Source organism: Ruegeria sp. BB5 (assembly GCF_056539405.1).
The window spans coordinates 277,392-290,249 of record NZ_JBQFUX010000001.1 but is presented as its reverse complement, the minus strand read 5'-3'; the positions used below and the strand labels follow the sequence as shown (position 1 = coordinate 290,249).

The window sequence follows — 12,858 nt, the reverse complement described above, 5'->3', positions numbered from 1 at the left end:
ACCGGGATCAAACCCGGGTCGGATACATCGGGGCTCTTCTCCTCCCTGCCCTGGTGTTGAAAAGAACGGCGGTTCCCCTCCTCCTCCCTGGGAACCGCCGTTTTTCTTTTTTCACAAATGAAACAGGGCGCCGCAGCCATGGCCGGGCGCCCCAAAAAAACCGAGCATGTGCCGTCAGGAACATTCCTTTTGATTAAAAGGGTATGTCGTCCTTGGCCGACAGGAACCGCGAGACCACCTTTTTGGTGCCCGCCTTTTCGAAATCCACCTCGACCTTGTCGCCTTCGATGCCGACCACCGCGCCATAGCCGAATTTCTGGTGAAACACGCGCTCGCCCAGGGTGAAGCTGGCCACGGCGGTTGCATCGATCACCGTGTTGCGGGTTTCGCGCGGCTGAAACATCCCATACTGCCCCTGCCGCGCTTGCATCCGCTTCCAACCGGGCGAGTTATAGACATTTGCCTCAGCCGCGCGGGTTTCAATTCCCGCCGCAGGCTGACCGCCGCCATACAGGCCCGGAGGTGTCAGTACCTCGACATGATCCTCGGGCAGTTCGTCGATAAACCGGGACGGCATCGAATTTTGCCACTGGCCGAACACGCGTCGATTGGCTGCGAAGGATATCGTACAAACTTCTTCCGCGCGGGTGATGCCCACATAGGCCAGCCGCCGTTCTTCCTCGAGACCCTTAAGGCCGGATTCGTCCATCGACCTTTGCGACGGGAACAACCCGTCTTCCCACCCGGGCAGGAACACGGCGGGAAACTCCAGCCCCTTGGCCGCGTGTAGGGTCATGATCGAAACCTTGGCTCCGTCCCCTTCCTGCTCATTATCCATGACCAGGCTGACATGCTCCAAAAACCCCTGCAAATTCTCGAAATTGTCGAGTTGGTTGACCAGTTCCTTGAGGTTTTCCAGCCGCCCCGGCGCTTCGGGCGTCTTTTCGTTCTGCCAATGCGCGGTATAGCCGGATTCGTCCAGAATGATCTGTGCCAGTTCGATATGCGACACCTCCGGCTCGCCGAACCGCGCGGGCGTAGTACCGTCATCAATAACCGAATCGTCGTCGACCTCGATCCGCGGCCCGCGGGTCATCGCATTCCACCGTGCCAGCCCGTCGATCAACTCGCGCAGCGCCTTGCCGCCCTTGCCCTTGATCAACCCATGGTCGACTGCAATCCGCGCGCCATCGACCAGTGACACACCACGCTCGCGCGCTTTCATCTGAATCGTCTGCTGTGCCTTGTCCCCAAGGCCGCGTTTCGGAGTGTTCACAATCCGCTCAAACGCCAGATCATCGCCGGGGCTGACCACCAGCCGGAAATAAGCCATGGCATCGCGGATCTCCATCCGCTCATAGAAACGCGGGCCGCCAATCACCTTGTAGGGTAAACCGATGGTCAGGAACCGGTCTTCAAACGCGCGCATCTGATGCGAAGCACGGACCAGAATGGCAATCTCATCCAAATTGAAGGGCCGCGCACCCCGAGTTCCACCTTGCATCGCGTCGATCTCTTCGCCGATCCAACGGGCCTCCTCCTCGCCATCCCAGTGGCCGATCAGACGAACTTTTTCGCCCTCTTGCGCGTCGGTCCAAAGTTCCTTGCCCAGACGGTTTTCGTTTCCGCGGATGACATTCGACGCAGCGGCCAGAATATGCGGGGTCGAGCGATAGTTCTGTTCTAACCGTACCACGTAAGCGCCGGGAAAGTCTTTTTCGAACCGCAGGATGTTGCCTACTTCGGCCCCGCGCCAGCCATAGATCGACTGGTCATCATCGCCTACGCAGCAAATATTCTTATGCGCCCCGGCCAGCAGGCGCAGCCATAAATACTGGGCCACGTTGGTATCCTGATACTCGTCCACCAGAATATAGCGGAACCAACGCTGGTATTGCTCCAACACATCCTGATGGGTTTGAAAGATCGTGACCATATGCAACAGCAGGTCGCCGAAATCCACCGCGTTCAGCTCGCGCAGGCGGACTTGATACTGAGCGTAAAGCTCAATGCCCTTATTGTTATAGGCCCCGGCATCCGCTGCGGGCACCTTGTCTGGCGTCAGAGCGCGGTTTTTCCAATCGTCGATGATTCCGGCCAGCATTCGTGCGGGCCAGCGTTTGTCGTCGATATTGGCGGCCTGAATCAACTGCTTAAGCAAACGCAACTGATCGTCCGTATCCAGGATGGTGAAATTCGACTTCAACCCTGCAAGCTCAGCATGGCGCCGCAGTAGCTTGACGCAGATAGAATGAAAGGTGCCAAGCCAAGGCATCCCTTCGGCCGGTTGACCCAACAGGCGACCCACCCGGTCTTTCATTTCACGTGCGGCCTTGTTGGTGAAGGTCACCGACAGAATCTCATTCGGTCGCGCCCGCGCCGTGCTAAGCAAGTGGGCAATACGCGCGGTCAGGGCCTTGGTTTTACCCGTCCCCGCCCCGGCCAGCATCAGAACCGGACCGTCCAACCGCTCAACCGCGTCACGTTGCGCCGGGTTCAACTCATCCAGATAAGGTGCGGGCCGCGCTGCCATAGCGCGTGCCGAAAGCGATGCGCCCTCAAAGGCGTCCATTTCGTCGAAACTGCTCATGCCTCCAAACTACGCTGGTTCCGCGACAAGGGAAAGGGTTTGTTCACGGCTTGTTCGCCTAAAAAGCAACAAATCCTTAGCTACAGCTCTGAGCAATTCGAGCTTTTTTTGTCTGCTCCTATGCCGGTCTCGTTAACTCTCTCTCAAACTCTGGCCTCAATGCTGATGTCAGATTGCGGGAGGACAGGATATGAAACTCACGGCTCGGGGACGGCTTGCCCATCGGGTAAAATGGGCGGGGATCACCGTTATGTTGATAGCGCTGGCGGCGGTTGCAGGTTGGGGAGTCTATTCTCTTCCGGCACCGGTTGTGGACCGAATGCTGAAAACTGACATATTAAAACAGTCCGAACTGTGGAAACGCCGCGTTGTTCTGCATCTAATAGATCCCGAAACGGCGCTGCAAACCGGCAAGATCGACCCGCATGATGCCGAATTTCTTTCTTCGATGCCCGAAGCGTCGGATTTGTATCGGTTCAAAATGTTCGACACGGCCGGGCGCGTTGTCTGGTCAACACGTCCCGAGGAAATCGGATCCTACGAAACGCGTGCCTTTTTCCGCAGTGATGTTGCACGCGGAATGACACATTATATTCAGGAAGCGCTCCCACTGTCTGAGATCGACGGACTCGACCTGCATTCCGAAAGCACGCGTACCGCCCTGCAACATCAGGTGGCTGAGGTGTTCGTTCCGATCACAAAAAACGGACGCTTCATCGGCGCGATTGAGTTTTTCACCGATTTCACCGATCTGCGCACAACATTTATTACCCGACTGAGGGTTTCACTTTCGATCCTTTGCGGCATTGCTCTGGTTGCTTTGGCCAGCGTCTCATTGGTGACATATCGTACCAACCGTCTGCAGGTACGCGCGCTGCAACGGCAATCAGCCAAAGAACGCAACCTGATGGATGAACAACTTAGGTTGGCGCGTGAGGTACGCCTGTTGGGCGAATTGAATGAATGGCTACAGTCGAGCCGATCTCTGGATGAACTGTTCGACATGGTTTCACGGTTTATGACCCACATCCTGCCTGAGGCAGAGGGCAGCGTGTATGTCTACTCCAACTCGCGCGATGTTCTGGATTGCTGCGCAAGCTGGAACGGCGGCACTCACAAGGCGCATATCCACCCTGAAGGATGCTGGGGTCTGCGTCGCGGTCGCACATACCAATACGGCGCGTCTGAGATTGATTTTGTCTGCGAACATGCCGAACCCCATGATGGCCGCCCCTATTTCTGTTTTCCCATTCTGGCGCATGGCGAAACAGTTGGCCTGCTCCATCTGCGGGCGCATGAAGGCAGCCAAAAAGTGTTTCATTCCAATAGAAAACTGGCCCAACTGTGTGCAGAACAAATCAGCATGGCGATTGCAAACGTGCGGATGCGGGACCAATTGCATGACCAATCGGTCCGTGATCCGCTGACCGGCTTGTTCAATCGTCGGCATATGACCGACACGTTGCGCAAATCCATTAGCCGCAGCCAACAGACAGGCGCACCGCTTAGCTTGATCGCTGTGGATGTGGATCACTTCAAGAAATTCAACGACACCCATGGTCATGATGCGGGCGACATGGTGCTGCGCGCGGTGGGCTCGGCCTTGGAACAGGGCTGTGACCGGGACGAGGTTGCCTGCCGCATCGGAGGTGAGGAATTCATGCTGATCCTGCCCGACAACACCCCCGAAGACGCCATGACCCGGGCCGAACAATTGCGGCAGGCGGTCGAAGCTGTTTCGGTCCGCTATGGTGAGAAATCACTGCCGCGCATCACGATTTCCGTTGGCGTTGCCCATTATCCTGCGCACGGTTCTATGCCCCAGGATTTGATGCATGCATCGGATGACGCCCTGTATGTGGCCAAAGACAAGGGTCGAAATCAGGTGCATGTCGCCAATGGCGCTGATCCGGCACAGGGTAATAAAAGCAAGCCCGTGCAACCGACCAAATCCACAACTCAAGCATCAGCGGCCTGAAAACCTTGCAGAATCACTGTGTAGGTCGGATCAATTCGTATGGACCTGCACAGCTCATTCCCCAGCATTGGCGATCTGAAACGCCACGCACGGCGCAAGGTTCCGCATTTCGTCTGGGAATATCTGGATAGCGGTACAGGGTCCGAGGTCACGCTGCACAAAAACAGGGCCGCACTGGATGATGTGGAGTTTTTACCCTCAATCCTGCACGGTCCTATCGAATGTGACACCAGAACACAGTTTTTGGGCCAAGACTTTCCCTTGCCCTTCGGTATTGCGCCGATTGGAATGTCGGGGCTGATCTGGCCGGATGCTGAGAAACTGCTGGCCCTCGCCGGTGCCAAGGCAGGGTTGCCGTATACTTTGTCGACCGTCGCCAGCCAAAGCCCAGAAGATCTGGCTCCTCATCTTGGTCAAAACGCCTGGTTTCAACTTTACCCTCCAAAGGACCCGGATATTCGCGCGGACATGTTAGGTCGCATCAAATCCGCCGGGTTTTCAACGCTTGTGCTGACAGTTGACGTCCCGGTTGCATCGCGGCGCGAACGGCAGGTGCGATCTGGCCTGACCCATCCACCCAGACTGACGCCACGTTTGCTGGCGCAGATCGCCCAACGCCCGACTTGGGCCTTGGGCATGGCGCGAAATGGTATGCCGCGAATGAGGACGCTCGACAAATACATCGATGGCGATAGCGCGCTGTCCCCCACGGCACATATCGGATACCTGCTACGCACATCGCCGGATATGGACTATGTCAAATGGTTGCGCGATGCATGGGATGGTCCGTTCGTTGTGAAAGGAGTGATGCGCGCCGAAGACGCGGCTCGCCTGAAACAAGCCGGTATTGATGCGCTCTGGGTCTCGAATCACGGTGGGCGGCAGTTCGATGGCGCCCCGGCTAGCATTTGCGCGCTTCCCGCCATACGAGCGGCCACAGACTTGCCGCTGATCTTTGACAGTGGCGTTGAAGGCGGGCTTGATGTTCTGCGAGCTTTGGCGCTTGGGGCGGATTTCGTCATGCTGGGGCGGGGTTTTCTTTATGGGTTGGCTGCCCTTGGGTCACGCGGCCCGGCCCATGTCATCGACATTCTGCGACAGGACATGCTGGCGAATATGGGCCAGATGGGTTTGGCAAAGTTGGATCAACTTACGCCACGTCAATACAGCAATTGATGCTGCAGCGCAGAATTGCTAGTAAGTTTGCGCCACCAAGCGGCGTTTGCGAGCGTTAACATGCCGGTTCTACCCAGAACGACTGATATACGAGCGCGTATTGTCCGCCTATGAATACGGCCAAACCACCAAGACCGGGACCTGATATGACCAACTTCAACAAGATCCTGATCGCCAATCGCGGCGAGATAGCCATTCGCGTGATGCGCGCAGCAAACGAGATGGGCAAACGCACCGTCGCTGTCTTCGCCGAAGAAGATAAGCTGGGCCTGCACCGGTTCAAGGCGGATGAGGCCTATCGCATCGGCGAGGGGATGGGACCGGTTGCCGCCTATCTGAGCATCGACGAGATCATCCGCGTGGCCAAGGAATGCGGCGCGGACGCGATCCACCCGGGCTATGGCCTGCTGTCCGAGAACCCTGATTTCGTGGATGCCTGCGTTCAGAATGGCATCACCTTCATCGGTCCCAAAGCTGAAACCATGCGTGCGCTTGGTGACAAGGCCAGCGCACGACGTGTGGCTATCGCGGCGGGCGTACCCGTCATCCCGGCGACCGAGGTTCTGGGCGATGACATGGACGCGATCCGCAAGGAAGCTGCCGAGATCGGTTATCCGCTGATGCTCAAGGCCAGTTGGGGTGGCGGTGGACGCGGGATGCGCCCGATCGAATCCGAGGACGAGCTGGAAGAAAAAGTTCTGGAAGGCCGCCGTGAGGCCGAGGCTGCGTTCGGCAACGGCGAGGGGTATCTGGAAAAGATGATCACCCGCGCCCGCCATGTCGAGGTGCAAATTCTCGGCGACAAACATGGCGAGATCTATCACCTCTATGAACGCGACTGTTCGGTCCAGCGCCGGAACCAGAAGGTCGTGGAACGCGCCCCTGCCCCGTATCTGTCCGAAGAACAGCGCACGGAAATCTGCGAACTGGGCCGTAAAATCTGCGCCCATGTGAACTATGAATGCGCGGGCACTGTCGAATTCCTGATGGATATGGAAACCGGCAAGTTCTACTTCATCGAAGTGAACCCGCGCGTGCAGGTGGAACACACCGTCACCGAAGAAGTCACCGGCATCGACATCGTGCAGGCGCAGATCCTGATCGCCGAGGGCAAAACCCTGGCCGAGGCCACAGGTGCCGCCAGCCAGGCCGATGTGCATCTGAACGGTCACGCGCTGCAGACCCGGATCACCACCGAAGACCCGCAGAACAACTTCATCCCCGATTACGGCCGCATCACCGCCTATCGCTCGGCCACGGGCATGGGTATCCGTCTGGATGGCGGCACGGCTTATGCGGGTGGCGTGATTACGCGGTATTATGACTCGTTGCTGACCAAGGTAACCGCCAAGGCCCCAACGCCCGACGCGGCGATTGCCCGGATGGACCGGGCCCTGCGCGAGTTCCGTATTCGCGGCGTCAGCACCAATATCGACTTTGTCATCAACCTGCTGAAACACCCGACCTTCCTGTCGAATGAATACACCACCAAATTCATCGACACGACGCCGGACCTGTTCACCTTCAAGCGTCGTCGCGACCGCGGCACCAAGGTTCTGACCTATATCGCGGATATCACCGTGAACGGGCATCCCGAGACCGCAGATCGTCCCGCCCCGCGCGCTGATCTAAAGGAAGCCAAAGCCCCCGCGCCCAAGGCCGAGCCGCAAATGGGCACCCGCAATCTGCTGGAGCAAAAGGGCCCGCAGGCTGTGGCCGACTGGATGAAGGCGCAGCGTCAGCTGCTGATCACCGACACCACTATGCGTGATGGCCACCAGTCGCTGCTGGCCACCCGGATGCGCTCAATCGACATGATCAAGGTGGCACCGACCTATGCGGCCAACCTGCCACAACTGTTCAGCGTCGAATGCTGGGGCGGCGCAACTTTCGATGTGGCCTATCGCTTCTTGCAGGAATGCCCGTGGCAGCGCCTGCGTGACCTGCGCGAAACGATGCCGAACCTGATGACCCAAATGCTGCTGCGCGGGGCGAACGGGGTTGGCTACACCAACTATCCCGACAATGTGGTACAGGAATTCGTACGTCAGGCGTCCAAGAATATCGACGTGTTCCGCGTGTTCGACTCGCTAAACTGGGTCGAGAACATGCGCGTTGCGATGGATGCAGTGGTCGAGAATGGCAAAATCTGCGAAGGCACCGTCTGCTATACCGGTGACATTCTGGACCCGGATCGCTCCAAGTACGACCTGAAATACTATGTCGGCATGGCGAAAGAGTTGCGCGATGCAGGGGCACACGTTCTGGGCCTGAAGGACATGGCAGGTTTGCTGAAACCGGCCTCGGCCAAGATTCTGATCCGGGCGCTGAAAGAAGAGGTCGGGCTACCGATCCACTTCCACACGCACGACACCGCCGGCATCGCCAGCGCCACCATTCTGGCCGCATCCGAGGCCGGCGTGGACGCGGTGGATTGCGCGATGGACAGCTTCAGCGGCAACACCTCGCAGGCAACGCTGGGCACTGTGGTCGAAGCGCTGCGCCATACCGAGCGCGACACCGGGCTGGATATCAAGGCAATCCGGGAGATCAGCGATTACTTCGAGGCAGTGCGCGGCCAGTACGCGGCTTTTGAGTCCAGCCTTCAAGCCCCCGCGTCTGAGGTGTATCTGCACGAAATGCCAGGTGGTCAGTTCACCAATCTCAAGGCACAGGCGCGCAGCCTCGGCCTTGAAGAGCGTTGGCACGAAGTGGCGCAGATGTATGCGGACGTGAACCAGATGTTCGGTGATATCGTGAAAGTAACACCGTCATCCAAGGTCGTCGGTGACATGGCGCTGATGATGGTCAGTCAGAACATGACACGTGACGATGTGGAAAGCCCAGATTCTGACGTGGCCTTCCCCGACTCGGTCGTCGACATGATGCGTGGCAATCTGGGTCAGCCTCCTGGAGGGTTCCCGGACACCATCATCAAGAAGGTGCTAAAAGACGAGGCCCCGAACACCGACCGCCCGGGCAAGGACGTGCCGGCGGTTGATCTGGAAGCCACCCGCGCCGAGCTATCCAAGCAATTGGAAGGCAAAGAGGTCGATGACGAGGATCTGAACGGCTACCTGATGTATCCCAAGGTCTTCCTGGACTACATGGGCCGTCACCGCGTCTATGGTCCGGTCCGCACCCTACCCACGCGCACGTTCTTCTATGGCATGGAGCCAGGCGAAGAGATCACCGCCGAGATCGACCCGGGCAAGACACTGGAAATCCGCTGTCAGGCCATTGGTGAGACCGACGAAAAAGGCGAAGTCAAAGTCTTCTTCGAACTCAACGGCCAGCCCCGCGTGATCCGGGTGCCGAACCGAATGGTCACCTCGACCACGCAGGCGCGGCCCAAGGCCGAAGCAGGCAACCACGACCATGTCGGCGCGCCAATGCCTGGCGTGGTCGCCACTGTCACTGTGGCTGCCGGTCAACAGGTCAAAGAAGGCGACATGCTGCTGACCATCGAAGCGATGAAAATGGAAACCGGCATCCACGCCGAACGCGACGCGACGGTCAAGGCCGTTCACGTGCAGCCCGGAGGCCAGATTGACGCTAAGGACCTGCTGGTCGAACTGGAATAACCGGTTTAGCTTTCTAAATTAACAAGGGCCGCGCGGGGAACCGGGCGGCCTTTTTTACGCCGAGGAGGATCAAGATGCTGTCCGTCACCCCAATCTATGCCGCACTGCTGGCGATTTTGTACGTCGTGCTGAGTGCCAAGGTCATCAGCCAACGTCGCAGCGACAAGATTTCCTACGGCGACGGCGGGAATACGGCGATGCTCAAAGTGATGCGGACGCATTCCAACTTTGTCGAATACACACCCTTTGCCCTGCTGCTGATCGCGATGGTCGAACTGCAAGGCGCGGGTGGGCTGCTGCTGAACCTGCTGGGACTGGCGCTGCTGAGTGGGCGGGTGATGCATGCCTATGGCTTCGGTCGCAGTCCGCAGATCGTGATTCTGCGCCAGATCGGGATGCTGCTGACCTTCACGGCCATTCTGGTGGCCGCAATTGCAAATCTCGTGCTGGCGCTCTGATCCGGCTGGCGGGGGCTTATCCCGCCAATATCTGCGTCTCAATCAGTGGTGCTTTCATTAGGACCGGCTCAACCTCGACCAGTTTGTCCTCATCTTCCGCACAGAACACGGCCGTCAACACGATCAGTGCGGCCAGCAGTGCCATTTTCATATCTGCAACCCGTATCATTTCCTCTCCTCGAACCCTCTTGTTTTATAATGCTCTTTGGTTTGAACGTGCGGCGGCGGGGTTTCCGTCGAAAGATTTTTCCGCTTTTTGTCTTTTTCTGCTTGCAGGCCCGCGTGGGAATTTATACATCCCTCCTCACTCAACGGCGCGGGCGTAGCTCAGGGGTAGAGCATAACCTTGCCAAGGTTAGGGTCGGGCGTTCGAATCGCCTCGCCCGCTCCATTGAGAGGTCTTCGGACCAACATATGTATCTGATGCGGGCGTAGCTCAGGGGTAGAGCATAACCTTGCCAAGGTTAGGGTCGGGCGTTCGAATCGCCTCGCCCGCTCCAGATACAATCCCTTTCAAACACACTGGTTTCTTCGTAAGCGTTGCGCCATTCTGGCCGTGATTTCAATCATGCACGGAATTCGCCCATGTCGGACTATGTCATTCGCCCCCTTACTGCCGCCGAAGTCGAACACGCCGTGGATTGGGCCGGTCGCGAAGGGTGGAATCCGGGCAAACATGATGCCGAGTGCTTTCGCACGACAGACCCGGATGGGTTTCTGGGTGGGTTTCTGAATGGCGAGATGATCGCGTCGGTATCAGCGGTAAATTACGACGAAACCTTCGCATTCCTGGGGTTCTATATCGTCAAACCCGAGTTTCGCCACCATGGCCACGGGCTTGAGATCGCTCAGCATGCGTTGGCCCATTGTACCGGGCGCAATATGGGGCTGGATGGCGTGGTCGAGCAACAGGACAATTACCGCAAGTCCGGCTTTACCTTTGCCTATAACAACTATCGTTTTGCCGGCACGAAAAGTCGGATGTTGGCTAAGCTGGGAACCAGACAGAACGATCAAATCACCGATCTGACCCAAGCATCCGACGCCTTGAAAGACTATGATCGCGAACTGTTTCCCGCGCCACGCGACTTGTTTCTGGGCAACTGGCTGAGTGCCTATAGCCACGTATCGAAAGTCTTTACCGAGAACGGCAGAATCAGAGGGTACGCAACACTTCGCCCCTGCCTCACTGGGTATAAGGTTGGCCCCTTGTTTGCGGATAACTCCGACATCGCAAGGGCTTTGCTGGCCGCAATTCTGACTGCAATCCCTGAGGATCACAATGAGCATGAGGTCTTCGTGGACATGCCTCAACCCAACCCATCAGCGTTCGCGCTGGCCGATGAACTTGGGTTGGACAAGGTGTTCGAAACAGCCCGGATGTATTCAGACTACGAACCAGACATCGATCTGAGCCGCATCTTTGGCGTCACGACCTTTGAGCTTGGTTAAAACGCCTTGAACGTCATCGTGGTCAGCGACCGTTCGATATTGGGAATCACCAGCAGATTTTCATTGATGAAATGGCCTACATCTTCGGTCTCGGGGATGTAAAGCTTTAGCAGCAGGTCAAACTCACCGCTGGTCGAATACAGCTCAGAATGGATTTCGCGCAGGGCGATTTCCTCGGCCACCTTGTAGGTAGAGCCGGGTTTGCAGCGAATCTGGATGAAAACGCAAGTGGACATGGGCCGTGCCTTGTTGGTTCAGTTTCCCGCAGGCTGGCATGGGCCGCGACCGGGCGCAATCCCCTGCAACAGTTTGCGGTGAATGCCACGCTTGGTCTGGATAAGGCGGGCCATCCCCGTCTATAAGCGCGCCTGTAGCAAAAGGAATTCGCCCATGCGCAGCGCAAAGATCAGCCGTCAAACCGCCGAGACCGAAATATCGGTCGAGGTCAATCTGGACGGCACCGGCACCTATGACAACCAGACCGGCGTCGGTTTCTTCGATCATATGCTGGACCAGCTGGCGCGCCATTCGCTGATCGACATGACGATCCGTGCCAAGGGTGATTATCACATCGACGACCACCACACCGTCGAGGATACCGGCATCGCGCTGGGTCAGGCGTTGACCCAGGCCCTAGGCGACAAAAAAGGTATTCGCCGCTATGGCGAATGCCACCTGCCCATGGATGACGCCCAGGTGCGGTGTGCGCTGGATCTGTCGGGCCGTCCGTTCCTGATCTGGAACGTGGACCTGCCGACGCCCAAGATCGGCGCGTTCGCCACCGAACTGGTACGCGAGTTCTTTCAGGCGCTCAGCACCCATGGCGGCATCACGTTGCACATCGACCAGTTGCACGGCTTTAACAGCCACCACATTGCCGAGGCCGCGTTCAAAGCCGTCGCCCGCGCCCTGCGTCTGGCGGTTGAGACTGACCCGCGCAAGGCCGATGCGATTCCGTCGACAAAGGGCGCGCTGTAAATGCTCACGGCCATTATCGACTACGAAAGCGGCAACCTGCACTCGGCCGAAAAGGCGTTTCAGCGCATGGCGCGCGAAATGGATGCCGGTCAGGTCGTTGTGACCTCGGACGCGGATGTTGTGGCGCGGGCCGACCGTCTGGTTCTGCCCGGTGACGGCGCCTTTCCAGCCTGCGCGTCCGAACTGCGCGGCCACAAGGGCATCTATGACGCGATGGTCGAGGCGGTGGAACAAAAAGGCCGCCCGTTTCTTGGCATCTGCGTCGGGATGCAGCTGATGGCCTCAAAAGGTCATGAATACACCGAGACCGACGGCCTGGATTGGGTGGCCGGTGATGTGCTGCGGATCGAACCCTCGGACGATGCGCTGAAGGTGCCCCATATGGGTTGGAACGATCTGGTGCTGGAAAGCGATCACCCAGTGTTCAGTGGCGTCAAAACAGGTGATCATGTCTATTTCGTCCACTCCTACCATTTTCGGGTAACAGACCCGGCAGAGCGGTTGGCTTTTGTGGACTATGGCCAAGAGGTCACGGCCGTGATTGGCCGCGACACAATGGTTGGCATGCAGTTCCACCCCGAGAAAAGCCAGGACGTGGGCCTACGCATGATCGGAAACTTCCTGACCTGGATGCCCTGAACG

The 12,858-nt window shown here is 57.9% G+C and carries 10 protein-coding genes and 2 tRNA genes; 9 read left to right on the top strand and 3 right to left on the bottom strand.

Going from position 1 to position 12,858, the window contains the following annotated elements; translation table 11 throughout:
- Positions 1-193: 193 nt before the first annotated feature.
- The gene (locus ACR0DL_RS01460; protein WP_480687259.1) at positions 194-2,590 is read right to left on the bottom strand and encodes an ATP-dependent helicase; all 2,397 of its coding nucleotides are present in this window, start codon (positions 2,588-2,590) and stop codon (positions 194-196) included.
- Positions 2,591-2,780: 190 nt separating this feature from the next.
- Between ACR0DL_RS01460 and ACR0DL_RS01455 the strand changes: the two genes are divergently transcribed.
- The 4 genes from ACR0DL_RS01455 (at position 2,781) to ACR0DL_RS01440 (ending at position 9,786) form a co-directional block, all read left to right on the top strand.
- On the top strand, positions 2,781-4,568 hold the full coding sequence (locus ACR0DL_RS01455; protein ID WP_480687257.1) for a sensor domain-containing diguanylate cyclase: 1,788 nt from the start codon (positions 2,781-2,783) through the stop codon (positions 4,566-4,568).
- A gap of 39 nt (positions 4,569-4,607) precedes the next feature.
- Positions 4,608-5,744 (top strand): alpha-hydroxy acid oxidase, encoded by a 1,137-nt coding sequence (locus ACR0DL_RS01450; RefSeq protein WP_480687255.1) that lies wholly within the window; start codon positions 4,608-4,610, stop codon positions 5,742-5,744.
- A 146-nt stretch (positions 5,745-5,890) separates the two neighbouring features.
- Entirely contained in the window at positions 5,891-9,328 is a 3,438-nt protein-coding gene (locus ACR0DL_RS01445) for a pyruvate carboxylase (RefSeq protein ID WP_480687253.1), read from the top strand.
- Positions 9,329-9,402: 74 nt separating this feature from the next.
- On the top strand, positions 9,403-9,786 hold the full coding sequence (locus tag ACR0DL_RS01440) for an MAPEG family protein (protein WP_170374503.1): 384 nt from the start codon (positions 9,403-9,405) through the stop codon (positions 9,784-9,786).
- Between the two features lie 16 nt (positions 9,787-9,802).
- Here the strand turns inward: ACR0DL_RS01440 and ACR0DL_RS01435 are convergent, their stop codons facing one another.
- On the bottom strand, positions 9,803-9,955 hold the full coding sequence (locus ACR0DL_RS01435; RefSeq protein ID WP_170374500.1) for a hypothetical protein: 153 nt from the start codon (positions 9,953-9,955) through the stop codon (positions 9,803-9,805).
- 147 nt (positions 9,956-10,102) lie between these two features.
- Between ACR0DL_RS01435 and ACR0DL_RS01430 the strand changes: the two genes are divergently transcribed.
- From ACR0DL_RS01430 to ACR0DL_RS01420, 3 genes are all read left to right on the top strand, one after another.
- Positions 10,103-10,177 (top strand) — tRNA-Gly (locus tag ACR0DL_RS01430).
- 34 nt (positions 10,178-10,211) lie between these two features.
- Positions 10,212-10,286, top strand: a tRNA-Gly gene (locus tag ACR0DL_RS01425).
- A gap of 85 nt (positions 10,287-10,371) precedes the next feature.
- Complete coding sequence (locus ACR0DL_RS01420; RefSeq protein WP_170374497.1) at positions 10,372-11,238, top strand: GNAT family N-acetyltransferase; 867 nt, start codon at positions 10,372-10,374, stop codon at positions 11,236-11,238.
- Here ACR0DL_RS01420 and ACR0DL_RS01415 read toward each other — a convergent pair.
- Complete coding sequence (locus ACR0DL_RS01415) at positions 11,235-11,474, bottom strand: Lrp/AsnC ligand binding domain-containing protein (RefSeq protein WP_058280212.1); 240 nt, start codon at positions 11,472-11,474, stop codon at positions 11,235-11,237. The genes ACR0DL_RS01420 and ACR0DL_RS01415 overlap by 4 nt on opposite strands.
- A gap of 154 nt (positions 11,475-11,628) precedes the next feature.
- Here ACR0DL_RS01415 and hisB point away from each other — a divergent pair, with 154 nt between their 5' ends.
- On the top strand, positions 11,629-12,216 hold the full coding sequence (hisB, locus tag ACR0DL_RS01410) for an imidazoleglycerol-phosphate dehydratase HisB (RefSeq protein ID WP_480687251.1): 588 nt from the start codon (positions 11,629-11,631) through the stop codon (positions 12,214-12,216).
- Complete coding sequence (gene hisH / locus ACR0DL_RS01405) at positions 12,217-12,855, top strand: imidazole glycerol phosphate synthase subunit HisH (protein WP_480635967.1); 639 nt, start codon at positions 12,217-12,219, stop codon at positions 12,853-12,855.
- Positions 12,856-12,858 lie beyond the last annotated feature (3 nt).